The 25,209-nt window shown below is 68.0% G+C and carries 22 protein-coding genes and 1 riboswitch; of the genes, 5 read left to right on the top strand and 17 right to left on the bottom strand.

The features are described from left to right. Positions 1 to 4: 4 nt before the first annotated feature. The 6 genes from ACGFH6_RS12725 to ACGFH6_RS12700 form a co-directional block, all read right to left on the bottom strand. A complete protein-coding gene (locus ACGFH6_RS12725; protein ID WP_393383130.1) occupies positions 5 to 259 on the bottom strand; it encodes a hypothetical protein in 255 nt (84 codons plus the stop codon). A gap of 20 nt (positions 260 to 279) precedes the next feature. Beyond that, positions 280 to 347, bottom strand: a riboswitch (guanidine-III (ykkC-III) riboswitch). Between the two features lie 3 nt (positions 348 to 350). Then, a complete protein-coding gene (locus ACGFH6_RS12720; RefSeq protein WP_393383128.1) occupies positions 351 to 1,187 on the bottom strand; it encodes an aldo/keto reductase in 837 nt (278 codons plus the stop codon). A gap of 184 nt (positions 1,188 to 1,371) precedes the next feature. Next, positions 1,372 to 2,967, bottom strand: a complete 1,596-nt coding sequence (locus ACGFH6_RS12715; RefSeq protein WP_393383126.1) for an alpha/beta fold hydrolase — start codon at positions 2,965 to 2,967, stop codon at positions 1,372 to 1,374. A gap of 62 nt (positions 2,968 to 3,029) precedes the next feature. Beyond that, positions 3,030 to 3,965: an oxidoreductase gene (locus tag ACGFH6_RS12710; protein ID WP_393383124.1), complete on the bottom strand. Its 936-nt coding sequence runs from the start codon at positions 3,963 to 3,965 to the stop codon at positions 3,030 to 3,032. A 40-nt stretch (positions 3,966 to 4,005) separates the two neighbouring features. After that, a complete protein-coding gene (locus ACGFH6_RS12705; protein WP_393383122.1) occupies positions 4,006 to 5,466 on the bottom strand; it encodes a M36 family metallopeptidase in 1,461 nt (486 codons plus the stop codon). A 171-nt stretch (positions 5,467 to 5,637) separates the two neighbouring features. Beyond that, a complete protein-coding gene (locus tag ACGFH6_RS12700; protein ID WP_393383120.1) occupies positions 5,638 to 6,093 on the bottom strand; it encodes an Lrp/AsnC family transcriptional regulator in 456 nt (151 codons plus the stop codon). 89 nt (positions 6,094 to 6,182) lie between these two features. Between ACGFH6_RS12700 and ACGFH6_RS12695 the strand changes: the two genes are divergently transcribed. Next, entirely contained in the window at positions 6,183 to 6,743 is a 561-nt protein-coding gene (locus ACGFH6_RS12695; protein ID WP_393383118.1) for an RBBP9/YdeN family alpha/beta hydrolase, read from the top strand. 94 nt (positions 6,744 to 6,837) lie between these two features. Continuing rightward, positions 6,838 to 7,956 (top strand): winged helix DNA-binding domain-containing protein, encoded by a 1,119-nt coding sequence (locus ACGFH6_RS12690; protein ID WP_393383116.1) that lies wholly within the window; start codon positions 6,838 to 6,840, stop codon positions 7,954 to 7,956. 37 nt (positions 7,957 to 7,993) lie between these two features. Here the strand turns inward: ACGFH6_RS12690 and ACGFH6_RS12685 are convergent, their stop codons facing one another. The 8 genes from ACGFH6_RS12685 to ACGFH6_RS12650 all read right to left on the bottom strand — a co-directional run bounded on the left by ACGFH6_RS12685 (position 7,994) and on the right by ACGFH6_RS12650 (position 18,258). Beyond that, a complete protein-coding gene (locus tag ACGFH6_RS12685) occupies positions 7,994 to 9,040 on the bottom strand; it encodes a M48 family metalloprotease (RefSeq protein ID WP_393383114.1) in 1,047 nt (348 codons plus the stop codon). 39 nt (positions 9,041 to 9,079) lie between these two features. Further along, positions 9,080 to 10,228: a hypothetical protein gene (locus ACGFH6_RS12680; protein WP_393383112.1), complete on the bottom strand. Its 1,149-nt coding sequence runs from the start codon at positions 10,226 to 10,228 to the stop codon at positions 9,080 to 9,082. A 15-nt stretch (positions 10,229 to 10,243) separates the two neighbouring features. Continuing rightward, the gene (locus tag ACGFH6_RS12675; RefSeq protein WP_393383111.1) at positions 10,244 to 11,029 is read right to left on the bottom strand and encodes a hypothetical protein; all 786 of its coding nucleotides are present in this window, start codon (positions 11,027 to 11,029) and stop codon (positions 10,244 to 10,246) included. Between the two features lie 156 nt (positions 11,030 to 11,185). Further along, positions 11,186 to 13,189: a hypothetical protein gene (locus ACGFH6_RS12670; RefSeq protein ID WP_393383109.1), complete on the bottom strand. Its 2,004-nt coding sequence runs from the start codon at positions 13,187 to 13,189 to the stop codon at positions 11,186 to 11,188. Next, positions 13,186 to 16,524: an ATP-binding protein gene (locus ACGFH6_RS12665; RefSeq protein WP_393383107.1), complete on the bottom strand. Its 3,339-nt coding sequence runs from the start codon at positions 16,522 to 16,524 to the stop codon at positions 13,186 to 13,188. The genes ACGFH6_RS12670 and ACGFH6_RS12665 overlap by 4 nt, the downstream gene beginning before the upstream one ends. Beyond that, a complete protein-coding gene (locus ACGFH6_RS12660; protein WP_131513837.1) occupies positions 16,521 to 17,105 on the bottom strand; it encodes a hypothetical protein in 585 nt (194 codons plus the stop codon). Before ACGFH6_RS12660 ends, ACGFH6_RS12665 begins: the two co-directional genes overlap by 4 nt. Continuing rightward, on the bottom strand, positions 17,106 to 17,393 hold the full coding sequence (locus tag ACGFH6_RS12655) for a hypothetical protein (protein WP_131350394.1): 288 nt from the start codon (positions 17,391 to 17,393) through the stop codon (positions 17,106 to 17,108). Between the two features lie 49 nt (positions 17,394 to 17,442). Further along, positions 17,443 to 18,258, bottom strand: coding sequence for a conjugal transfer protein (locus ACGFH6_RS12650; RefSeq protein WP_393383105.1), 816 nt, complete (start codon positions 18,256 to 18,258; stop codon positions 17,443 to 17,445). Between the two features lie 853 nt (positions 18,259 to 19,111). Between ACGFH6_RS12650 and ACGFH6_RS12645 the strand changes: the two genes are divergently transcribed. Further along, the gene (locus ACGFH6_RS12645; protein ID WP_393383103.1) at positions 19,112 to 19,987 is read left to right on the top strand and encodes an aldo/keto reductase; all 876 of its coding nucleotides are present in this window, start codon (positions 19,112 to 19,114) and stop codon (positions 19,985 to 19,987) included. A 152-nt stretch (positions 19,988 to 20,139) separates the two neighbouring features. Next, positions 20,140 to 20,529 (top strand): thioredoxin, encoded by a 390-nt coding sequence (gene trxA / locus ACGFH6_RS12640; RefSeq protein ID WP_393383101.1) that lies wholly within the window; start codon positions 20,140 to 20,142, stop codon positions 20,527 to 20,529. 31 nt (positions 20,530 to 20,560) lie between these two features. On the opposite strand, the gene ACGFH6_RS12635 is transcribed toward trxA, so the two are convergent. The 3 genes from ACGFH6_RS12635 to ACGFH6_RS12625 form a co-directional block, all read right to left on the bottom strand. Next, complete coding sequence (locus ACGFH6_RS12635; protein WP_393383099.1) at positions 20,561 to 21,484, bottom strand: hypothetical protein; 924 nt, start codon at positions 21,482 to 21,484, stop codon at positions 20,561 to 20,563. A gap of 120 nt (positions 21,485 to 21,604) precedes the next feature. Then, positions 21,605 to 22,006: a VOC family protein gene (locus ACGFH6_RS12630; protein ID WP_393383098.1), complete on the bottom strand. Its 402-nt coding sequence runs from the start codon at positions 22,004 to 22,006 to the stop codon at positions 21,605 to 21,607. Positions 22,007 to 22,258: 252 nt separating this feature from the next. Continuing rightward, positions 22,259 to 23,536 (bottom strand): NAD(P)/FAD-dependent oxidoreductase, encoded by a 1,278-nt coding sequence (locus ACGFH6_RS12625; protein WP_393383097.1) that lies wholly within the window; start codon positions 23,534 to 23,536, stop codon positions 22,259 to 22,261. A 90-nt stretch (positions 23,537 to 23,626) separates the two neighbouring features. On the opposite strand from ACGFH6_RS12625, the gene ACGFH6_RS12620 reads away from it, so the two are divergent. Beyond that, positions 23,627 to 25,174 carry a helix-turn-helix domain-containing protein gene (locus ACGFH6_RS12620; protein ID WP_393383095.1) on the top strand — a complete coding sequence of 516 codons (1,548 nt, stop codon included), beginning with the start codon at positions 23,627 to 23,629 and terminating at the stop codon, positions 25,172 to 25,174. Positions 25,175 to 25,209: the final 35 nt, after the last annotated feature.

Genomic DNA, 25,209 nt, shown 5'->3' with positions numbered 1-25,209 from the left:
CGGCTCAGTGCGTGGCCGGCTCGCGGCCTCGGTTGAGGGTGAGCAGGCCGATCAGGCTGATCACGGCCCAGCTGCCCTCGAGCAGCAGGAAGCCCCACGAGGACTCGACCGCGGCGATCACCGCGAGCACCCCTGAGCCGAGCAGGTTGAGCAGTTGGTACGTGAGCGTGCGCTGACGGAGTTTGCCCGCCTGGGCGGCCGCGAAGGCGGCCAGAATGGTGACCGCGCCGGCGATTTCGAGAATGTCGATGGCATGCATCGGAGTGGCCCCTCCTGGGGCGGGCGCCGTCTTGTCATGGACCGGGTACGACGCCACTCGACCGGGGCCCCGCAGACCGCGGAACCTCCCGTCAGGATACCAATCGCAGCAATTCCGGATCCCGCCACAAGGTGACCGGCACCGGCTGCCGCACCAGGGCCGCGTCGGCGCGGATCTCGGCCGGGCTGGCCGCCGCGATCAGCACGGACGTGACCGCGGAATGCCTTGCCGGGAAGGCGAGTGCTGCCTGCGGCAACGAAACGCCGTACCGCTCGCAAACATCGGAGATCCGCCGGGCCCGGATCGCGACGGGATCGCTGGACTTTTCGCTCTGCAGGATCGGCCGGGTCAGGATGCCGGACACGACCACCGAGATACCGCGCGCCAGGCAACGATCCAGGAGCGGCGCCGCCGACTGATCGAGGAGCGAGTACTGCCCGGCCAGCAACACGCAGTCCAGGTCCACATCGCGCACGAGCCGATCGAGCAGCCGCCAGTCCCCCGAGGCCACTCCGATTGCCTTGATCTCGCCCCTGCGCCGCAACTCGTCCAGCACCGGGTACGCCACCTCGATCGCGGCCTCGTCGGGGTCGCTGACGAGCACCAGGTCGACCGCGAGCCCGAGCCGTTGCACACTCGCCCGCACCGACGCACCGGCGTCCTGACCCGCCACCTTGGTGGACACGAGGAACTCACTACGCGGCCGCCGTCGCAGCGCCGTACCAAGACGTCGTTCCGAGTCTCCGTACGCCGGGGAGGTGTCGAAGAACCGGATGCCGGCCTGGTACGCCGCGTCCACAGTGGCGACCGCGGCCTCGTCACCGTCCGGCCCCGGCGGTTCACCGAGACGCGAACCGCTGAGCCCGAAGCGGGGTGGTCGGAAGCTGCTCACCGAGGTGGGCGCGAGTGCACGGCTAGGAGCGGCCATCGCACTGTCACCTCCCATGGTCGGCAGTACCTACCAGGATCGGTGAGACGCGACGACTTCGCATCCCGAACCCGCCGCCGTCAGCCCGGACTCCGGGGCGAGTTGGCAGTCGTCGTAGCAGCGGCAGGGCGCGGATCCCTTGTTGGGTTGACGATCAGCACTCTGAGCTTGCCCGGTCAGAGCGTCACGAGATGCTGATCCAGGACGGGTCGCTCGCCGGGGAACTGAAGGTGACCGACGTACCGAGAGTGCTCCGGCCGAGGTAGCGAGGGTCGACCGTGTCCACCACGAGAACCAGGTGATTGCCGGCCGGGACCTCCCAACTGGTCGCCTCGAGTCGCACGTCGATCGGCACCGCCTTGCCTGGGGCCACGCCGCGCAGGGTGAACGGCTTGTGCGCGATCAGTGAGCCGACGCCGAGCGCGTTGACGTCGTACAGGTAGGCGAAGAGCGAGGTGTTCGGACCGGACGACGTGACAGTCAGATGCAGCTTCGGCGTGCCGTTGACGACCGCACCGCTGGTGTAGACCGGGCCGGACCACACACCCGCGAACGACCTGTCCACGAGCGGGGTCGCGACCGCGGTCGGGATCGACAGAAGCCCCTGCAACGCGCCAGAAACGAGCGCAACCCCGCTGTCCGCCAGGGTCGGCACACCAGCGGCGACGCTACTGGTCCAGCCCGTCGAGGCCTTCGACTGGAGACTGCCGGTGCGCGACAACCCGGTCGGCTTGGTGAGGTACGCCGTACGCGGCTGCCCGACGGCAGCCCAGTTCGGGTAGCCACGCCAGACGCCGCGTTGCGACTTCAGCTGAACCGGTGCCTCGGCGTCGGCGCCGTTGTCCGCGCCGGCGATGTAGTGCCGCAGCCAGGCCGCGAGCTCGTCCCAGGTCTCGTTGGGCAGGCCGATCGCGCCGGGCACCTCAGGGGTCGCATGGTCGCCGTGCGCGAGCAGCAGCCGCTTCGGGCCGGTCAGCCGGGTGAAGAAGTCGGTGTACTGCGAGGGCGGGAAGATCGAGTCCTCGAACGCGTTGGCCAGGAATACCGCCGGGGCGTTCGCGTTGATCCGGTCGACCATCGTCGCGGCGGACCTGACCGGTGCCAACTGCTTGGCCTCGGCGATCGCGCCGTCGAAGTTCCCGGTGACGAACTTGGTCTGCAGCGACGCCATCTCCGGACCCGGACGGCCGGTGATGTTGCCGAGGGCAAGCAGACCGGCGACGGACTGGAGCGCGACCGTGTCGTTCGGATCGAGCGACGCGATCAGGTCGGCCCAGCCGCTCATCGCGCCGACCGCCTTGATCCGGGGGTCCTGCGCACTCGCGAGCAGCGAGGTGCCGGCGCCGTACGAGATCCCGACCGCGGCGACGCGGTCGGTATTGGCCGGCGTGTGCTGGTCGGCCCAGTCGATCACCTTGCTGACGTCGGCGACGGTCGGCGGGCCGGCGATGTCGATGCCGCCGCCGGAGTCCCAGAAGCCGCGACTCGAGTACGCGATGACCTGGAACCCGGACTTGGCCAGCTTCGCGCCCTGACCGACGTACTCGACGTTCGGCACGCCCCAGCTCGACGGCATCACGACGAGCGGGAACGGCCCGTCGCCCTGACCGGTCGGCGTCAGCACGACGGCACCGATCCCGGTCCCGTCCGCGCCGGGGATGCGCTGGTACGACGTACTGAAGCCTGGCGCGGACTGGCCGGCCTCGGCACGCGGACCGATGGTGATCAGGGCCAGCGCAACAGCTAGGGCGACAGCGAGAGCGGCTGCGAGTCTGCGCACGTGAGACCTCCGGCGTCCATCGAGAATTACCGGAGGGTAACCAGAAAGCTGCCGCTGTGTCACTACCTCGGCACGGTGAGTGCCGGATCCACTCCAGTTGCCTCGATCGACCACTCCCACAGCCGCTTGGCCAGGTCGGGGTCCCGCGCGGTGCGGGTGGGGTGCGCGATCGCCGGTTTGCCGCGGTACCCGAGGAAGCCCGGGCCGACGTAGGAGCCGGGACGCAGGTCGGGGTTGGTCGCGGCGAACAGGCTCGGCCAGGCACCCGCCGCGGCAGACTGCGCGAACAGCGCGTTCCCGATGCCCATCAGCTTGGTCATGAGCCGCTGCCCCGCGAGCTCCGGGCCGTTGGTCTGCAGGTGGGTGGACGCGTAGCCGGGATGTGCGCCGGCGCTCAGCAGATTCACGCCGGCGGCGCGAGCGCGGCGGTCGAGCTCGAGCATGAAGAGCACGTTGGCGAGCTTCGACTTCCCGTACGCGTCCCACCTGGAGTAGCCGCTGGCCGGTCGCCGGAAGTCCGCCTGCGAAATCCCTCGGACGGTCGTGTGCATGAACGAACTGACCGTCACGACCCGGGCGGCGGGCGCCTGGAGCAGCAGCGGCAGGAGGCGGCCGGTGAGGGCGAAGTGCCCGAGATGGTTGGTGCCGATCTGGAGCTCGAACCCGTCCTCGGTCTGGAGGTACGGCATCGCCATCACGCCGGCGTTGTTCACGAGCAGATCGAGCGTGGTGTAGGTCGCGGTGAGTTTGCCGGCCGCCTGCTCGACACTCGCCAGATCGGCGAGGTCCAGCTCGACGACAGTGGGCTGCCGTCCGGATGCGTCGGCAAGGGCCTGGGAGACCTTGGCGCCCTTCTCCGGATTGCGCGCGCCGATGAGCACCTCGGCGCCGTGTCTCAGCAGTTCGAGCGCTGTCTCGTACCCAAGGCCGCTGGTGGCGCCGGTGACCAGCGCGCGTCGTCCGGTCAGGTCGGGGATGTCCGCCGTACTCCAGGTCATGCGCCCACAGTAGTTGTGGGCGCACAACCTGGAGCGACCGTCAGAAGATCTTGCGCGCCTTGAAGGCGTCGGTCACCTGCTGCGCGGCAGGCTTGCCGTAGAGCAGCCGGGCAGCCTGGACGGTGTCCTGGGCCGCGGCGGCGAACGAGGTGTCCGGGTCGTAGAAGAACGTCGCCTCGAGGATCACCTTGTTGGCCTTGGTCCGGCCGAGGGCCCGGTTGATGTCCCACAGCGCATTCGACCAGATCTCACCGTCGTCGTGCACCTCGCCGACGATGTCGTCGGTGGTCTTGCCGGTGTCGGTACGACGCAGGCAGTGCGGCTCGGTGCTGGTGTACGACGTCGCGTCCCAGTCCATCACGCACGGCAGCTCGAAGCCCTTGCTGACCGGCTCGGACATGGTGACGGCCCAGTAGTCGCCGAAGCCCTCGCCCATCGAGCCCGCCTCCAGCGACTCGCCGAAGCCCGGCACCACGTCGTCCTGGATCGCGTGACCGTACTCGTGCCAGATCACCTCGGCGTCCTCGGCATCGTCGACGCCGCCCTCGCCCATCGTGATGATGTCCGTCGACGGATCGTAGAACGAGTTGTCGCCGGCGAAAGTGTTGATCGAGAAGTCCTGCGACTCGTTGTTCACCTCGGTGAAGCCCAGCTGGTGGATGTACTCCTGCGTCTGGTTGACGTGGTAATACGCCATCACCTGCTCGAACTTGTTGTTCGCGCGCTGGTAGACGAAGTTGTTGTTCTTGTTCTGTGCGACCCCGCCCTTGGCCTCGGCGATGTTCACGTAGGTGCCGTTGAGCTTGCCGGAGCCGTCCAGGTTCCGCAGGATCACGTTCTTCTGCGCCAGGAACAGGGCGTCCTGGTTCTTGTCGTTCTGGTCGGTCAGCTTCTCGTTCTGCTCGCTGACCACGGGGTTCGGGTCGAAGACCGAGCCGTGGCCGTCGACGTTCTGGCTGACCACCTTCGACTCGACGACGGTACCGGTCTTGGCGTCGACCAGGGACTGGCTGACGCCCTCGGCCGACTTGCTGGTGACCTTCCAGACGACGCGCGCGTCCTTGCCGCCGACGACGGCGAGCTGGGCCGCGCCCTGGGTGGCGGTCGGCGCCGGTACGGCGTCCTTGTGCGGGCCGGCGATCCGGGCCCGGGCGGCGCGAGCGCTGACGACGCTGTTCGCGCTGCTGGTCGCTGTTGCCGCAGGCACCTTTGCCGACACGTCCAGATCGGCCGGAATGGCGTCCCGTCCATCGGCGATCTCGACGCCGCCGGCCTTGGTCTCGTGCTTGGCGTAGTACCCGTTGACGACAGGCAGGCCCTTGAAGGTCTGCTGGTACCAGTAGTGCTTGCCGAGCAGCGACGTCTTGGTCTTGATCAACTTCAGGTTGCCCAGGGTCGTGGCCTCCGGCGCGGCCCCCGCGGCGCTGGTGACGGACAGCCCGAGCGAAATGGTGGCCAGTCCGGCGGTGACGGCCACGACCGCCTTGCGGCGTTTCGTCATACGTTCCCTCCCACAGTCGACGAACCCGTTCGTGTTGCGTGATGCAACAACTACGATCCGTCGAGACCCTAGTTCGCCCGGGCACCCGCTGGGAAGCGGAACTTCCCGCCAGTCCGGCGCCGCAAGGGAAATCCTGTCAACCGCCCCGCAGGGCAGGCCGGGTTGCCGCCTTCACCCGATCGCGAGAGGTTTGGCCGGGTAGTTGCGCAGGACGAGCGAGGTGCTGACCGGCCCGAGACGCCCGATCACGTCGACCACCTGCTCCAGCCGGCCGGCGTCAGGCGTGTGGACGTCAAGGAGGAAACAGTCCTCTCCGGTCAGCCGGTACGTCGCGGTGATCTCCGGGAGACCGGCGAACAGTTCGAGCGCCTCCGGGATCCGCGCATGCAGCGTCCGGACCCGCACCACCGCGTGGATATTGAGCCCGATCCGCTCCGGATCCACAATCGCCTGGTAGCCGGTGATCACGCCGGACCGCTCGAGGCGCTGAATCCGCGCCGACACCGCCGGCTGTGACAGATTCACCTTCCGCCCGATGTCGGCACCACTCAGCCGCCCGTCGGTCTGCAGGATCGCCAGGATCTCCCGGTCGATCGCATCCAATGAATTCGTGGTCGGTTCGTTCATCTGCTTTCGATCCATCAGCTGACACGCCTCCCTGCCAATGACCAGCCTCATGATGGTGCCATCTCTGATCACCTCTTGGGAGCTGTCTCATGCACTTCATCATCATCCCGGGCCTGGATGGCTCCGACCACAACCACTGGCAGTCCACCTGGGAATCCGGCTGGCTCGCCAACTCGACCCGCATCGCACCGGCATCCTGGACGCATCCCGACCGTGACAACTGGACCGCCGCGATCGACCACGCCGCCGGTCAGGTCGCCGACGACGACGTTGTCCTCGTCACGCACAGCCTCGGCTGCTACGCCGCCGCTCGCTGGCTGACCACGAGTTCGGCACCGCACGTGCGTGGGGTCTTCATGGTCGCGCCACCGGACCAACGCGCACCCGCATTCCCGACCACGCTTCTCTCGACCTTCGCCTGCCTCGAGCCCAGTCCCCTACGCCTCCCCGCCGTACTGGTCGCCAGCGACGACGACCCGTACTGCACCCCGGAAGCCGCGGCCCGCCTCGCCGTCAACTGGGCCGTCCCTCTTGTCACGACGGGCCGCCTAGGCCACATCAATTCCGACAGCGATCTCGGTCTGTGGCCTCTCGGCCAGCGACTCCTCACCAGCTTCGTGGCCGGCCTTGGCCTGACGGTCGCCACTTGACGCTGATGATCGGGGATCGTCGTTCGAGTAGAGGACCGGACCTGGCCGCTTCTTCTCGTAGCGTCGAATGCGACGCACAGGAGAGGATCCCGCCATGACCAAGCTGAGCCTGCAGGCCCTGAACCGCGCCACCCTGGAGCGGCAGTGGTTGCTCGAACGCCACGACGCGACCGCGCTGGAGGCGATCGAACACCTCGTCGGCATGCAGGCCCAATCGCCAGTGGCGCCGTACGTCGGGCTGTGGACGCGACTGATCGGCTTCCAGCCGGACGAACTGGTTGACCTGCTGGAGTCGCGGCAGGCGGTCCGCGGTTCGATGATGCGGGCGACGATCCACCTGATGTCGAGCCGCGACTTCCTCGCGTTCCGCCCGCTGATCCAGCCGCGGCTCGAGCGCGAGGTGTTCCAGAACATGACGTACGGCCGGCACCGCCTCGAGGGTCTCGACATCGACGCCGTACTGCGGGCCGGCATCGACCGCATGACCGCCGGCCCGGCGACCGCCGTACAACTGCGTGAACACCTCGGCCCGCTCTGGCCCGACCGCGAACCCGCCGCACTGGCTCACGCCGTACGCTGCCTGCTCCCCACCATCCAGACCCCGCCACGGGGCATCTGGGGCAAGGGCGGCAACCCCGCCATGTCCACCGCCGACCTCTGGCTCGACTCCCCCGTCGACCCCGCCGCCTCCACTGACCCCGTCCCGTGTCTTGAGCGGCTCGTCCTGCGCTACCTGGCCGCGTACGGCCCCGCCTCGGTCGCCGACGCCCAGACCTGGTCCGGCCTCACCCGCCTCGCCGAGATCTTCGACCGCCTGGATCTCCGCACCTACACCGACGCCACCACCGGCCGAACCCTCTACGACCTCCCCACCATCACCCTCCCCGCCGAAGACACCCCCGCCCCCACCCGCTTCCTCCCCGAATTCGACAACCTCCTCCTCTCCCACGCCGACCGAACCCGCTGGATAGACACCCCCACCCGCCAGGCCCTAACCCTCCAAGAAGTCCTGACCCGAGGCTCAATCCTCCACAACGGCCAAGCCACCGCCCTCTGGAAACAAACCAAGTCCAAGAAAACAGCCCTCCTGGACATCGAGCCGATCATCAAACTGACTCGCCCCGCCCGCACCGCGATCGAATCAGAAGCCCACAACCTCCTGACTTTCACCGCCCCCAACACCACCCACGAAGTCAGATTCACCCCCTCCTGACCCGCCACCCTCCCTAGATCGGCGGAGGTGCACCAGATCAACTCGACTGCAGGAAGTGTTCCAAGGCGTGGGCGCGGTCGGTGAGAGACGGGTAGCTCGACATCAACTGCCGGCGGCGATTGCTGTCGCGCCCCAGCATCTGCTGGTGCTGGAACTGCCAGCCGTAGAGAACCTGGACGAGCGTCGCACCGTAGCCGAGTTCGGCGGCGCGGCGATCGGCGCGGATGACGTCGCGTCGGCTGAGCCAGGCAAGGATCGGCGGCGCGACGAACGGCGTGAGGAACAGCAGCGGAAGCAACAAGCTGTCGTCGAGCAACAGGACGGCGAAGAGGACTCCGGAGTACGCCAGCAACACGAAGGCAACGACCACACATCCGACGGCGGGAACCGCCAGCATCAGCCGGCCGAGTGCCCGTACTCCGATCAGTGCGCACCGCGCCGGAATCGAGTACCAGAAGCTGAGCAGGCTCAACCAGTCCCGTCCGCCCAGGTGATGACCGAGTTCATGAGCCAGCGCCGCTTCGAGGTGCGCCGGAGGCAGTGTGTAGAGCGCCCAGCGGCTCACACCCACAACGTGTCCTGGCGTCGGTGTTGCGTTGACCTCTTCGGAATCCTGAATCCACAACGTGTACCTGTCTTGCGGCACACCGGCACGTTGGATGACCTGTCGCCAGGCCATCTGCAGTCGCTGCTCCTCCACGAGAGTCGGCTGCCTAAGTCGGAACAAGTAGCGAGCAAGCATGTCTTCGACAGGCCGAACGAAGACAACCGCTCCGGACAGCATCCAGGCAACAACAACGATCCATCCCCAGCCGAAGCCGAGCAGCCCAACGATCCACGAGACGATGGCGAAGCTCCAGAAGTACCAAGGCAACGCCGACAGCAGGAGAGTCGCGGTGGAAACGTCGACCCGGGCGCGTTGGGAACCGGCATCGGCACCGGGTCCAGCCGCATCTGGAGGCAGTTGGATCCACTGTGGATTCGGGGGCACGGCCGGTGGACCACCCGGCCCCGGCGGCCGCCTGGGCTCGAGCTGGCCGGACTCCCAGGCGCTGTCCTCAGGTGGGTCACCGGGGCCGGTCATCCGAGATCTCCTTCTGCATGGGTAGGGCCGAGTGCCGTGTCAGAACAGGGACACGTGAACGTGGTCGAAGTGGCCGCCGGTGGCGTCGGTGGGGTTGTAGACGCCGCCGCCGTTGTACGGGATCCACGTGCCGCGGCGGGCTGACCAGATCTTGCCGTACCAGATCACATAGTGCACCCCGGTCTGCGCCGCGGTCTTGACTGCCCAGTTGGCGATCTCGTCGCCGCGGACTCGCGCCGGGGCGGACTTCCTGGCGTCCGCTCCGACCATGACGTCGCAGGCTTTCCCCCGCGGATGGTCGCTGGTCGGGTTCCAGACGTGGGCGTCCCAGCAACTCATACTGAGGGTTCCAAGGTTCTTGCGGGCCTCGGCGATCCAGGCCGCCGTCCGCGGTGTCACCAGGCCGCCGGTGCCACTCGGGTCGGTGACACTGGCCTTCTGCTCGGGCCAGACCCCATTGATCGGTCCGTTCTCGACCAGACCGCCACCTTGCCCACCGCAGTCGTCATCGTCCAGCACGCCTTCATTCGCCGAACCCGGAGGAGGTGCGCCTGATCGACCGGCATACGGATTCCCCGCACGGGTCAGGTCGATACCGGCCTCGGACGCGATCTGACGCGCCTCCTGCTCCCGCAGCGCATAGCGGTCGGGGAACGCCGAGACCTGAACAGCTTGAGCGACGTCGCCAAGAGGCATCGTCGGCCAGCCATTGATGTCGACCAAACCAGGGGGGTTCGGAGCTGCGGACCCGCCGAAGAACGCGTTGGCTGCATAGTGCGGATCCATGATCTGTGCGACCGTTCCCCACCCGGCTGCCGGACGCTGCTGGAACAGCCCAACGGAGTCTGCGTCGCCGTACGACAAGTTCTGCAGGTTCGATTCGACCAGAGCCGTCATCAACGCGATCAGAGTCGCCTTGCCGGGCAGACCACGCTCGATGGCGACCTGGTCGATGAGCTTGGCGAAGTCTTGCTGGGATTTGCGAATCCAGCCTGCTGGAACACGACCGCCGGCTTGTCCCGGTGGCACTGGAAGGCACGCCGCCTGCGGCTGAGTCGTTCCGCCGAAAGGGGCGACCATCAACAGACTCACGATCCCGACCACGGCGAGCGCGACCGCGCCCTTGACGTACACACTCTTGCTAGCGACTGCCAGGAAACCCCGACCGACATCACGTTCGTCGAACATCGCGATCCCCCACTGTCATGGCCCCGTACCGCCAGACACGTCGCTGATGACCCATTGGCCGTTCTGGTTCGCGAGAGTGACAAGCAGGGGTACGTCGATGCGCTGAGCATTGTTGCCCGTGACATTGATCGTGACCTTGACGAAGCGCGTGATGCGGTCCGGTGTGTCGACGGGCGCCTCCGCGTTGGCCGCCGGCGCGCTCACCGGAGCAGAGATGACAGTCGACCTTCCACCGTCCGCCTTCAGGGCGTCGTAGGTGGGATCGCCCGCCGACGTGAAGCTCGCGGCGACTTCCTCGGTCATGTACTTCGAGGCCTTGCCGACCAGGGCGGCATAGTCCTCCGTGCTCGGGTCGCGGGTGTAGAACACCCGCGCCCAGGCGCTAACTACACCAGATGCCGACGCTGTCGCTTGCGCCGACGGACGCTGGGTCTCAGGCGGCGGGGTCGTAAGGGCCGATGTCGTCGCGGTCGGGGCAGCTTGGCTCGACTGATTGTTGGACGGAGCCGTCGGCAGGACGCCCGTGCTTCCCGGTGTCAGCAGACCGACCGGAGATCCTCCATCCGTGTCTTCGCCGCCGAAGAGGCGCGGCAGACCACCCCCCAGACCGAGAATCACGATCGCCAGGATGACGACCAGGGCGACGATGACCGCTGGGCTGGTTGGCTCGGCCTGTCGTTGGCTCCGCAGCCACGCCATACGCTGCGCGTGATCGTCGCGCCGCCAGCTCTTCTTTGCACGACGACGCTCGCGGCCGCTGAGGTCGTCCAGCTCCTCCGGATAGTCGTAATCCGTGCTCATCAGCGAGCGCCAGCCGTCGGGCGCATCCGGCCGCCGATCTGACAGGTGCCCGCGGTCATTGTCCTCGGGCGGACTCGAGTCCGGGGCACTGTGACGTGACCGGCCGTTACCCTCGCGGCGGTCGTGAGGCGATCGTGATCTCCGAGCCATCAGGCATCACCTACGCGGCACGTGCATTGTCACGCCGTCCTTCGTGACAGTGGAGTACTCCCGGAATCTCCGCTGTTGAGAGGTCGGTGGCTTGCGCCGCGATCGCTGCCCCTTGGGTGGTCCCTCCCGCAGACTCGCAGAATGCGTGTGGACACGCGGCTGCTGATGCCTGAGATCATTCGCAGGCATCGCTGTCTGCCGAGAATGCCGCCCCTTTGGCGCATCCGACGCGGCGCGCCTCGAGGCGCGGCTGGCGGATGAACTGCCCGTGGCTGCGACTCCCGCGGCGGTCACCGTGATGGTCCGGCGCTTGTCGGCATCCTTGCCCTGACCGCGAGAGCGCGCGAGATTGAGGGCAGAGGTGCTTCGTGTCGGATGCGCCGCGGCAGCAAGTCGCCCGCCGGCACCGGAGGCACCCTGTCCACCAGCAGGTCCGGCCGGACCTGCTGCCGCGTCGGTCCGCCGCCGGTCAGCACCTGGAGTCAACTCGTACGGCGAGCTGCTCGCGCCTCCACGCGGCAGGGCGTTCAAGGCGGGCGCCTGCCGGTAGACCCGTACCGAGGAAACGCGCTGCGGCCCGGTTGCACCGGTGCCTCCGCTGCGCTCTCGCCGCTCCGTCATGGCCGGGGCTGCCCCGCGGCCGCCCACCGCACCCGTCAGTCGTCTGAACGCCCCGAGAGCACCCTTACGAGCGAGACCGCCGAGGAGGATGCTCCCGGATCCCGGCCGCATCAGCGACGTGAGGTTGTCGAGCAGTCGGCGCAACCTGAACGCGGCGATCAAGACCGCAATGGCCAGTCCGGTGACCGGCAGCCACCCGAGCACACCGGTCAGGCTGAAAATCACGGTGACCAAGGTCAAGGTCGTCCCGAACACCAGCATCGCGAGGAACGATTGGATCACCAGACCTATCAGGGCCTCGAACCAGTTCAAGCCCCACTGTCTGGGCTTGCCAGGAATGATCCACAGGCATGCGAAGAAGACCCCGACGACCAGCAACAGCAAACACCCGATGAACGCCATCAAAGCCGTGAATGCCAACGAGATCGTAAGGAATGCGAACAATGTCGCCGCAATCGCGGCGAGCATGACAACCGAAATTCGCCCGAACGGGTTCTCGCCCTTGACCCATTTCACTGTCGCGGCATCATCGCCGCCTTCGGCCGGCTTGATGACGGAATCGATGTACTTCGAGCGCGCGTCCCCATCCGTGCCCGCGTCGAGCATGCCCTTCCCGTACCGGCCGCAGGCCTCCACCGATCCGAACTCCGCAATGCACCACGGTGTGACGGCAAAACCGCGCCAGGTGGCATCTGCGGACTTTCTCAGCAGGGTGTCTTTCGGTGGCCCGGTGAAGCCGGGCTCGGGCCAAGCCAAGGGGCTCTGCATCGTCGGTCCCATCGCGTCGGCCGAGGTCGTCATGATGGTTTCCGCGCCAACCTGGCGGGCTCCGTCGATTCCTCGCAGCCACATCGCCGGCGCGACCGCGAAGCTGACGCTCAGCACACCGGCGACGAGCACCCAGACCATCTGACCCATCGCGCTGCCGCTCGCCCTGCGTTGCGTATAAGCCGCGACGGCACCGAACGCGAGAGCCGAAGGAAGCAACCAACCGACGAGTTGATTGCTCGAGGCCCCGATCGTCGTCGCGGTGGCGTCGGTGAGCGGCTTGACGTCGGTGAACGAGAACAGCCACCAGCCGACCGAGATCGCCGCACGAGTGATAGCGATGATGTACATCATCACCATGTAGGCGTAGCCGTTGAAGACCGCCTGCAGGGGGTCGCGGATGCTGGTCTCGAAGTCCAGTCCGTAAGTCATCGGACCGTACTGCTCGAACAGCGTCCTCGTGTCGCCGTGCGTCAGGTCAGGCGTCGGGAGCAGGTCACCGAATCCTGCGGGGTTGGTGGGGCCCGGCTTGGGGTCAGCTGCCAGCGCGACCTGGCTGGTGACGATGAGGGAGATGGCGAGGACGGTTAGCGCCGTGCGGGCTCGGCGCTGCCATCTCATGCGACGTGCTCCTTGTTGTTGGAGGGGGATCGCTGGGGGTCGTTGTCGGGGGTGCCGTTGGGGGCGGGTTGGTACATGGCCTCGTTGTAGGCGGCTTCGTCTGCTTCTTGGTCGTAGACCTCGTCGGGGCCGATGGGGGATTCGTAGCGGGTGGGGTGGTGGTGGTCGTGGCCGTTGGGGGCGGGCGGGTGGCCGTTTTGCTGGGCTACTGGCTGGGGGGCGGTGGCGGGGTCAGCTGAGGGTTGTTGGGGCTCGGCTGGCGCCATCGGGGAGGTTGGGTGGCCGGCTGAGGCCGGGGCTGACTGGTTGGGGTCGGTTGATGCCGACGTGGGGGCAGGTGGTGCCTCTGGTGCGACGGCCGGATCGGCCGAGCCGTTTTGGGCGTACGCAGGGTCGGCTGAGCCGTTCTGCGCGTACTCAGGGCCGGCCGAGCCGTTCTGCGCGTACTCAGGGCCGGCCGAGCCGTTCTGCGCGTACTCAGGGCCGGCCGAGCCGTTCTGCGCGTACTCAGGGCCGGCCCCGTTTTGTGCGTACTCAGGGTTGGCCGAGCCGTTTTGTGCGTACTCAGGGTTGGCTGAGCCGTTGGGTGCGTGTGCGGAGTCGGCTGAGGCGTCTTGCGCGTGCGCAGCGTGCGTCGCGGCGTGGCTCGAGCCGTTTTGGGTGTACGGCGCCGGCGTGTAGGCCGGGTTCGGTGAGCCGTTGGGGGCGTAGGCCGGGGATGGTTCCGCTGGAGGGCTGGGCGGCTCGTCGGGGATGTGGGTGTGGGCCTCGGCTTGGGCTGTGGCGGTGGCGGCTGGTTCGAAGGTTTCGTGTTCGTCTTCGGCGAAGGGGTCTTCGGGCTCGTACGCCGCGATGACGGGCTGGGCCGGCTGGACGTCGTGTTCGGACTCGGGGGTGGTGCGCAGGAGGGCGGCCACGCGTTCGCTGGGGATGTCGATCTGGACGGTGGCGACCTCGTCCCAGCGGTCGCGCATGATGCAGTGGCCGTGGCGGATGCTCTTGCCGTTGGCGGCGGTGTTGATGCCGCGGACGAGCGTCTGGTACGGCGGTGTCTGCGGGCGACCGAGTAGTTCGAGCAGCGAGTCGACCTGCTCGCGGGAACGCAGGCTGAAGGCGAACAGCGTGGTGATCTGCTCGACCAGACCCGGGAGCTTCAGGATCGACGCGGGGTCCTGGGTGTCCAGCACCAGGGACGCGCCGAGCGCACGGCCGACACGGGCGATGTAGTCCAGGAAGGACGCGCCGTCAGGGGTCTTGGTGAGCAGGTGGACCTCAGGCACGATGACGACCTTGGACCGGCCACGGAACTCGCGACGGCCGGTCGTCCGGACCATCCACGCCAGGCAACCGCGCAGACACGCCATACCGACACGTTCGATCGGGGACCAGGACTCCGGCGCCGACTCAGGTGAGGGCAGCGTGAGGCCGGGCATCTGAACGACCCAGAGACCAGGGTTCGTCGTCAGCGAAGACAGACCGGACGGCGGACCGGCGACGACCGAACCAAGGCCGGTCTCCACCAAGTCACGCAACGCAAAGCCGACGGTCCGGGTCGTCTCCGAGTCGGAGTTGCACAGCCGCTGGATGACACCCCAGGACGAGGGATCGGGCGACTGGATCTCCGCACGGGTCGCAGCAACGACCGGAGCCTCGGCCGCACCACGCAGATGCGGCGGCAGCAACAGCATCAGCTGAGACGGAGCCTGCAGCAACGCGTCGTCGACGGGCAGCACGCGCAGCAGGTCCGCAGCACCGGAGAACTGTGCCGTGATCTCGATGACAGCAGTCGGTACGCCGTACTCCGCGGCGACTGCGGACACACCGGCCGCGTCACCCTTCAGGTCGAGCAGTGGCACCCAGGCACCGGCGAAGGCGGAGTCGAGACCACCCATCATGGCGGCGGTGGTCTTGCCTCGACCAGATCGGCCCAGGAACAGCGTCGTCGTCGCGTCACCGAGAGCAGAACCGGCGGCCGCGTCGAAACGCACCAGACCGGGTGTCGACCCGGTCAGATAGCCGATGGCGGGACCGGTGGCGTCACCGATCGAGGCACCGCCCCAGAACCAGGAGCCGAAGAAGGCGGTCGATTCACGCACATGCCCGAGGTCGGGGACCCGCAACTGGTCGCCTGGCAGGGATTCCAGCCACAGGTCGCGCTGCTCGTCCGCGCCCGGGGCCACGGTGATACCGCGGTCGGCGTAGTGCGCGATGACGGCGTCGACGTACGCCTCGAGGTCCTCGCGGGTGTCCGCGCTGACCAGCAGACGAGGGTGGTCCTCGACCAGGGTCAGGCCACTGCGGTTGATGTCTCGCTTCACCTCGCGCATGATGCGTTCGGTCTCGACGATCTCGTCCGCGGTCTCCTCCGCAGTACCTTTCGCGGCGGACCGGCGCTGTTCCTTGGCGCTCTTGCGGGTCTCGTCGACCAGGTTCCGCGCGGTCTTCTTCGTCAGCACCCGGAACCGGACGGACGCCTCGACGGTGACGTCGATCTCGTCGCCGTCGTCGTCGATCGCCTTGATCTCCGACAGCGTGCGCAGCCACTCCCCCGCACCCGGGGTCTCGAGCTCCTCGGGGAAGTCCGTCATCGCCAGCACGGTCGTGTACGCCGCGATCTGGCCGCGGGTGTCGTAGATGCGCAGGTGATCGGTGTACGGCACCACTCGGCCGGAGGTGAGCCGGGCCAGCGCGGCACCGGTGATCAGGCCGCGGCGGGGCGCGGCGACGGCGCCACGGTGCATCTCGCGGCTGACCAGCCAGGAGATCACCTCGGCCGGCGCGGTGTGCGCCCGCCAGACGGTGGAGCCGAGCTGCCGGGCGAGCTTGCGGACCCGCTCGTCCAGGTGCGCGAGCTCGCGGGCGCTGACCCGCCAGGACGTCGTCCCGAGGGCGTCGCTGATCGAACCGCGCACCTGCGCGGTCGCCCGCGGGTCGCGGTCGCTGAGGTGGACTCCGAGAGCGACGTACCGCTCGGGCATCCGCATCTCGTCGATGCGGTCGGCGCGCGTCTGCGCCCAGGCCTCGTGGTCGCCGAGGCGGTAGTGGCCGGCCACGGAGTCGATGTAGTCCTGACCGGTGGAGCGGCCCCAGACCACCTTCAGGTGGCTGAGCCGGTCACCCAGAATGGTTGCGGCAGCGCTGACCGCGGCGTCCAAGGCGGCGTCCTGCTCTGCCTCGGTGGCCAGGTCGGTGTTCGCCACCGAGATCAGGAACCACGCCTCCGCACTGCGCTCGGTCACCAGCAGGCCGTCGGCGATGGCCACCAGGCGAGGCGGGGGTAGGCCACGCTCGCGGCCGACGCCGACCAGGTTCAGGAGTTTGTCAGCGATCTTCATCGTTGGCCCTTCCGCTCCGATCGGCTCAGCCCTGATGACGAGTTCCTGCGACTGACCCGTTGCACGTGGTCGGCCCCGAGCAATCGGGCACGCTGGTTCACGGTGATGTCCGCACCCGCGCGGACCATCGGGTCCAGCTCCACCACGACCTCGCGTTCCCACTCCGGCGTCACTCTGGCCTTCGCCAGGTTGGCCACCTTCTGGGTCGCGACGCGCTCACGCCATGGCAAGTACTCCGTCTTGTCGGCGGCCCGGGCGCCGAGACCGATGATCGGGCGGTGGGCGCGCAACGCGTAGCGGACGGCCAGCGCCCACTCGGTCACGCGGCGGCGGCGTTCGTGGAACTTACCGGGGCGCCAGCCGAACGCGGTGATCACGAACGGCGGAACGACGTACAGACTGACGGTGGGCTTCTTCGGCACCCCGATGAACGGGATGAGCAGTGCCACCCAGAGGACGATGATGACCGCTCCGAAGATGATCATCCGCCGCCGGGCGCCTTCTCCCAGGTCGATGCCCAGCAGGTCGTACTGCCTGGTCTCGATCTCGAAGTGGTGGGTCAGGGTACGGCCGACGCGCATTCAGCTACCTCCGGACAGCAATCCCCAAAAGCCCTTCAGCACATTGATGGTCTGGTTGTTGGCGTAGATCAGCCCGCCGACCAGGACCCCGGCCGCAATGTGCCCGAACAGCTCGCCCCACTCGCGCTTGAAGTAGTGCCCGATGGCCCGCAGCACGAGGATGGCGATGAAGATGTTCCCCGCGATGACCAGCACCCAGTCCTTGAAGTCCGCACCCGTGGGGACATTGGGATCGGCCAGGGGCGCGGCGAGCTGCACCACGCTCGCGGCCAGTTCGTGAGTCGTCATTGCGGTGTCTCCCTTGTTGCCTTGGTGATCCGATGGCCAGTCGCTGGATTCATCCGACGGCAGCCACTTGCCATCGTTGTGCTCCGTCCGTGGCGACAGTACGCCTCAACGTGAGCGTGTACGTCTGGTCCAGGGTGGTGTCACCCGCCCCGTCCCAGGTGACGGCCGCGGTCGCCCGCCGCTCGTCGTCGTTGCCGGTATAGACCTGCCAGTCCTTCAGCTCACCGAACTTCACCGCGCCGTTCAGGCTGCGGATGGTGGAGCCTGGCGCGGTCACTGCCGACACCTTGTTGTCCGACTCCGCGTACGCGCCGAAGAAGGCCTCGGCATCCTTCAGCGTGGCCGCGGTCAGGTCGTCGTCCGGAGCGCTGGCCTCGGGCATGTTGTCCGGCAGCGGCACGCGCATATCCGGCACGAACGTCGGCGGCCCGCTGGCCACCACCCGCGATGCGGTCCGGGCAACCGGAACGGACAGCCGCTCCCACGTGGCCGCCCCCGCGGTCCACACCTTCCCCTTCTTCACATACGGACGAACTTCTACTCGTACGTCGACCACTGCGGTGACGCCACCGGAATCGACCGTGACCTCGCCCGGGTAGGCACGGTCCGCGGTCTGCTTGCCACGGCCGTTCCAGCCGGCGCGGCTGTCCAGACCGGCGGCCAGGTCAAGCCCGATCTGAGCCGGCCGGGCGTCCGGTTCGTCCTCGTCCCAGTTGAGATACGACACGGCGTAGCGAGTCGCGACCGCGCGGGCCTCGTCGGACGGGAAGTTGCTCTGCCCGCTGACCACGGTCTCGGGCGCCCGGTTCGGACTGATCCACGAACGAACGCCACTGATGGCAGCCAGCAGCAGTACAACGACCACCAGGCCTCGGAAGAACCGGCGGGCCCACGTGGAGAACGACGACTCGGACTCGGTCGACCATGGCGCCTGGCCGGGCTCGTAAACCTCGCGACCCGGGACCGGAGCCGGTGCGGCGTGCGAACCATGAGACGATCGCTGTTTCAAACGTTCGGGTGGGCGCTGTCCAGGTTGCGACGGCTCAGACGGACGAGAGGAGGGACGACGTGGTGGTGCCATCACGCCGCCGGCCGGCGGCGGAGCCTGCTGCGGAGTCGCGTACTGCGCCGCTACGCCCTGTGCCTGGCGAGGGGTGGGTGACACCGGACCATCCGGGTGGTCCCACCACTCCGGTGCGGTGTTCTGCGGCCGTCCCTTGCCCGGCTTCTTCGTACGCCGCTGGTCCGACCAGTGCTCACCTCTTGGCGGCAGATTCAGCAACGTTCGCCACCAACTCATCGCTACCCGCCCCTCAGACAGCAGTTACGCGGACAGTAGCCGGGAGAATACGGCAAGCAACTGTCCTCCGGGAGACCTGAGACCAGGATCCGGATGCTCCATCGCTCCCCGCAGTCATACTGTTACCCAACTCGCGGGCAGTGTCACACTCATCGGGCAAGAGTGACACCTTCGGCACCGTCGTCATAGCTCCTCTCTCATGCCCGCTCCGGTCGATCGGGCAGCGCACACCATGCCACACGCCGCGGACAGGTTCGAAAATCCGTGCGAACAACATGGTAAAGAACAGATCAAGTGATCACAGATAGTAACGGATCAGCGGGTCCAGCCTGTGGAAAACTCTCCCGTGGCGAGGGGTCAAAACGGCATACTCCGGGCATAGGGTCCGTTGTATCCCTGCTACCCCTGGAGGACCAGGATGGAAACACGCCGACTGGGCAGACTCGGGCACGAGAGCTCGGTGCTGATCTACGGCGCGGCCTCGCTCGGCGGGGTCGACCAGGATCGGGCCGACGCCTCGATCCAGGAGGCCCTGGACGCCGGCATCAACCACTTCGATGTCGCCGCCGACTACGGCGACGCCGAGCTGCGGCTCGGCCCGCGCATGCCGGAGATCCGCGACCGCATCTTCCTCGCCACCAAGACCGGCCGCCGGACCTTCGAGGAGGCCTGGAGCGAGATCAACCGGTCGCTGGAGCGACTGCAGACCGACCATGTGGACCTGATCCAGATGCACGCCGTCTGCGATCTGGAGAACCTCGACCTCGTCACCGGCAAGGGTGGCTCGCTGGAGGCGGCGATCCGCGCCAAGGACGAGGGCATGGTCCGGGCCATCGGCATCACCGGCCACACCGCCCAGGCGCCGTCGGTGCACACCGAGGGCCTGCGCCGGTTCGACTTCGACAGCGTTCTCACTCCGCTCAACTACCGCCTCTCGACGGACCCGCAGTACGCCGCCGACTACGCGGCGCTGGTGGAGGCGATCAAGGCTTCCGACGCGGCGCTGATGACGATCAAGATGATTGCCCGGCGCAACTGGCGTGAGGGCGAGGAGAAGTCGTACGACACCTGGTACCGGCCGTTCGACGAACAGCGCTACATCACGGCCGCGACCGCCTGGCTGCTGAACGGTCACCCGGAGATTACCGGCCTGGCCACGGCCGGCGAGACCCGGCTGCTGCAGCAGATGATCGTCGCGGAGCGGGAGCGGGCCGACCTCACGCCGGAGGCGGCCGCGTCGATCCTGGACGAGGTCAAGGACTACACGTCACCCTTTGTGGACATTCCGATCTGATTCCGCGTGTCCCAGGTCACAGTCCGGAATCCGCATAGCGGGCAATCCGTACGGCGTACGAGGTCACTCACCTGGTATGCCGTACCGCCCGGGAACACTGCGGGGCGGGGCGGTGTTGAAGGGTCCGTAGTCGTCTAACTTCGGAGGTCGTAGTGGCAACGGTCGAGCTGACCCAGGACAACTTCAACGAGGTGGTCGGTAGCGACGGCCTGATCCTGGTTGATTTCTGGGCAGAGTGGTGTGGCCCGTGCAAGATGTTCGGTCCCGTGTTCGAGAAGTCGTCCGAGCAGCACACGGACATCACGTTCGGCAAGGTCGACACGGAAGCCCAGGTCGAGCTGGCTCAAGCGTTCGACATCAGGTCGATCCCGACCTTGATGGCGGTGCGCGACGGCGTCGTCCTGTACTCCCAGCCCGGCGCGCTTCCGGCCGCCAACCTGGAAGACCTGATCGGCCAGCTGCGTGCGGTCGACATGGAAGAGGTCCGGGCCCAGATCGCCGCCCACGAGGCGGAGCACGGCACGGAACCGCACACGCACTGATTCAAACAGTTCACAGAATCCGGGAGCTCGCTCAGAGCTTCCGGATTCTTTCTGCCAGCTCGCGCCGCCCCGGCCCGTACTGGATCTGCTGGTTGGAGTCGATCGCGTCCTTCAGCTTGGCACGCTCGGCGGCGGAGAAGTGGCCCCACCCACCCAGCACCAGCTTCAGCGCGTGGTAGTGCTCGTTCCCGGTCAGTGGTCGTTTGAGGGCCTCGACCAGAACCTCGCTGTCGATCAGTGACAGATCGCCCTCCATGAGTCCGAGGGCCAGCACGCGGACGATCGGCGAGCCGAGCGTGAACATGTCCTTCACCTCGCCCCGGTCGAACTTCTCGACCGCGGACGCGTTCGACACCCGCTGCACGATCCGGTCGAGCATCGCGCCCCGGACCTCGGTCAGTTCAGCGCCACGCATCTCGGTGTAGATCGTCGCGTAGGCGTCGAGCTCGTGCTCCATTCCGAGTCGTCGCAGCATCTCCGCACTCTTGCGCGCGTTGTCGGCGATCTGCTCGATCAGCTGGATCTCGAAGTGCCCGGCCTTCATCGACCGGATGCGATCCACGATCGCCGGCATGATGGCGAGCACGACCCCGGCCCCGAGCACGATCAGCAACTCGACTTCGCCGACGCCGACGAAGAGTCCGACGATCGCGGCGGCGCACAACGCGGCACCCGCCGACAGCCAGAGAATCCGGGCCACGACCGCCAGCCGCCTCAGTGTCGAGTCGGTCGAAGACTGCGTGAACGACTGCCGCCGGGGATCCGCACGAACGCCGGGGCCAGGCCCCGGGTTCGGCGCGGCACGCTGAGGGTTGGTGGGCTGCGGGGTGGTGGGTTGGTTGAGTGCGACCGTGTGCAGGTCGCTGCCGCCTCCGGGTGGGACAGGCTCCTGGGTGTACGGCCACGAACCGCTCGTCGAACCGTGGTCCGGACCTGCAGAACGATCGTCGGACATCCGGGCTGCCTCTCACCTCGTCGGGTGTTCAGCCGATGGTGCTCCGCGGGCGGCCGTTCGGCAACCACCTGGCGGCAGGTTGCCGCAACGGCCGGTCGAGGGGCCGCTCGGTCGCGGGGCTCAGGAGTCGCGGGAGCTGAGGACGCAGAACTCGTTGCCTTCGGGATCGGCCAGCACCGTCCAGCTGGGCCCGTCGGGCTGGCCGACGTCGACGCGGCTGGCTCCAAGGGCCTCCAGGCGGGCGATCTCGGCGTCGCGGTCCTGGCTGGTGTGAGGTGCGAGGTCGAGGTGCAGGCGATTCTTCACCGTCTTGCCCTCGGGCACGGGGACGAACACCATGCCCGGCCCGATCCGCTCCCACGGGGTGTTGCTCATGGCGTCCTCGTCCACCCAGCCGGGAATGTTCACGCACTCGGTGTCGGTCTCGTAGATCGTCTTCCAGGCGAGGGCCTCCGCCCACCAGGCGGCCTGTTTGCGTACGTCGTGACAATCGACCACCACCGTGTACCACCGCAGCACCATCAGAGGCCCTCCTCGTCGTCGAGGAGAACACCCTGACACGCGGGACCGACAGAAAACGAAGAGCGGGCCCTGGGCAGGGGATCTCAGCCAGGGCCCGCTCTCGGGGCTGACCGGGGCGGCGGAGGTGACCGGTAGTGGAGCTCGTGGACGGGGTGGTCTGCCGTCCGGGAGGGTCACCTGGCGCCCGAGGCGTCGGTCAGCCGGGGTGGGCGATGCCGAGAACCGGCGATCGCCCTCTCGCGACGTCGCTCCTCAGCGGAGCGGGTTGAACGGACGCAGTTCGTCCGGGGTGCGGCCGGTGGTGATGGTCTCGGCCAGCAGCTGACCGGTGACCGGGCCGAGCGTGATGCCCCACATGCCGTGTCCGCCGGCGGCGAAGACGCGCGGTGACGCGGTCGCACCGATCAGCGGCAGGCCGTCCGGCGTGCAGGGGCGCGGGCCGACCCACTCGAACGTGCGGGCATCCAGGTCGGCGTCGCGCAGCAGCGGACGGGCGGCCTCGACGATGGCGTCGATCCGGCGCGGGTCGAGCTTCGCCTCCGGCTTGCGGAACTCCATCATCCCGGCCACGCGCAGCCGGTCGCCCAGCGGCGTACAGGCGACGCGCTGCGCCGGGAAGTACACCGGACCGGCCGGCACGTGGGCGATCGGCACGCTGAAGCTGTAGCCACGCCCCGCCTGCACGACGGTGCGTACGCCGAAGTCCCGGGCCAGGTCGTTCAGCCACGCGCCGGTCGCCATCACCACGGCGTCGAACGGGTCGGTCTCGCCGTCGCCGGTGATGAGCCGTACGCCGCGGATCTCGTCCACGATGTCCTTCACCACGACGCCGCTGATGATCTGGCCGCCGCGCGCGGTGACCGAGTCGGCCAGGAGCTGGACGTACTCGCCCGGGTTGATGAAGCGCTGCCCGTGCAGCCGGATCGCGGCGCCGATCTCGTCGGACAGCGACGGCTCGATCTCGCGGGCGTCGTCACCGGTGATCGCCTCGAACTCGATGCCCTGACCGGCGGCGTGGATCTGCTCGATCTCCTCGAGCAGCACGCTGCGCTCGGCCTCGGTCCGGTACGCGGCCAGGAACGACTTGGCCTCGTACGTCTCGGCCTCGACGCCGGCCTTGCCGAGCAGGTCGAAGGCGTTCAGGGCCTGCCGGTTGATCGGGACCAGCGACTCCATCGCGGTCTTCCAGCGTCCGGCGGTGCTGTTGCGAGCGAAGCGGGTGAGGAATTTGAGGAGCCGCGGGCTCGCCGTCGGCGGTACGTACACCGGTGACGAGGGGCTCAGCACCGCTCGGACGCCGTACTTGAGGACGGCCGGCTCCGGCAACGGCGTGGCCAGGCCGGGCGTGAGCCAGCCGGCGTTGCCCCAGGACGCACCCGCGGCGACGCCCTCGCGATCGAGCACGGTGACCTCGACGCCGGCCTCTTGGAGGAACCAGGCAGTGGCGAGCCCGACCATGCCCGCGCCGACGACGGCGACGCGATCGGGAACGGTGTGAATGACACCAGCAGCAGAACCAGCAGCGACCATGTATCGATGGTGCGTCGTCAACCATCCGCTGTCATGGTGCGATCACACCACAGACGGGACAAATGACTGTGCGCAGAGCACAATAACCTTATGATCACCGCGCCTGACCTCATCGTCGCTGTCGGCCCAGCCCTGTTCGAGGTGGTGGTGACCGGCAAGGGCGACGGAGAGGTCCGGGATGTCTTCCTGGCCGATCCGCAGGAGCCGGCGACCGGTCAGCCCGGTGACCTGGTGCTGGGCCTCGGCCTGCGCGACGCGGAGGACGCCGTCGAGCTGGTCGAGCGGTGCGCGGCCGGCAACGCCTCTGGCGTCGTCGTGCGTACGACGCTCGCCCACGAACCCACCGTGGCCGCGGCTGCCGAGCGCTGGCAGCTCACGCTTGTCGCACTGCAGCCGAGCGTGACCTGGGCGCACGTGGTGTGGCTGCTCCGCGGTGTGATCGACAGAGCGGCTGCGCCCGACTCCCCCGCCGCCGGGGACGCCGGAGTACATCAGGAGCTGTTCGCATTGGCAGACGCCGCAGCAGCGATCGTGGACGCGCCTGTCACCATCGAGGACAACCAGTCGCGCGTGCTGGCGTACTCCTCGGGGCAGGACTTCACCGACCCCACCCGGGTCTCCACTATCGTCGGCCGCCGTGTCCCGGCCGAGGTGATCGCACACTTCCGGGCTCGAGGCATCTTCCGCCGGCTGGCGCGCTCCAGCGAACCGTTCCTGGTGCCCGACGGGCCGAACGGCATCCGCCCGCGTCTCGTCGTACCCGTGCGGGCCGGTGGCGAGTGGCTGGGGTCGATCTGGGCAGTGGTGGACGGTCCGGTGAGTGAGGAGGTCACCACCGAGCTGAGCAACGCTGCCTCGGTGCTGGCGCTGCATCTGCTGCGGCTGCGCGCTCAGGCGGATGTCGCGCGGCGGAGTGCCATCGACAGGCTGCGGACCATCCTCCGGCAGTTCTCCCCCGACAATCCGGTCGACGTACGGCTACCGCCGCAGCCCTGGCGGGTTGTCGCACTCGGGTCGCCCGACGGGTACGACGTACCGCAGCAGCTCGACCTGTGGGAGTCGACCGGTCGCCGGTCTGGGTGGAGCGAGCCGCAGCTGGCCGATCTGGACGGCACAGTGCTCGCCGTCGTCACGGACAACGACGGACCGGGGTCGTGGACCTGGCTTAGCAAGCTGGTGACCGAGCAGGCGAAGGCCACGCCCGGCACCATCGCCGCAGCAGGCGGGCCGGCCCGTGGTCCGGCGGACCTGCCGAGCTCACGGGCCGAGGCGGTCGAGCTGCTCGGCCTGGTACGACGGGGACTCGCGCCCGGACCGGCGTTGCGGGTGGAAGAGGCGTGGCATGTGCTGACTGTTCACCGAGCCGTCACCTCGCTGGACACGACCAAGCTGGACGGACCGCTCGCCACACTGCTGCGGCACGACATCGAGCACAGCACCGGATTCGTCGAAACGTTGCAGGCGTGGCTCGAGTACCCGGGCCAGCCGCAGCGGTCGGCGCGCGAGCTGCACCTGCACACGAACACCTTGCGGCACCGGATGAAGCGGATCGGCGAGATCGCGGAGCTGGATCTCTCCGATCCGCGCGAACGCCTGGCGCTGCAGCTGCAGATCGCGGCCGTGCGGACCGAGCACTGAGTTCCCGAAAGCACTGAGAGGTTCGCCACAGCCCC

The organism is Kribbella sp. NPDC049227, from assembly GCF_043197265.1.
In the GTDB taxonomy this organism is placed as follows: domain Bacteria; phylum Actinomycetota; class Actinomycetes; order Propionibacteriales; family Kribbellaceae; genus Kribbella.
The sequence above is the reverse complement of the archived record's forward strand: the minus strand, read 5'-3'. Positions and strand labels throughout refer to the sequence as shown.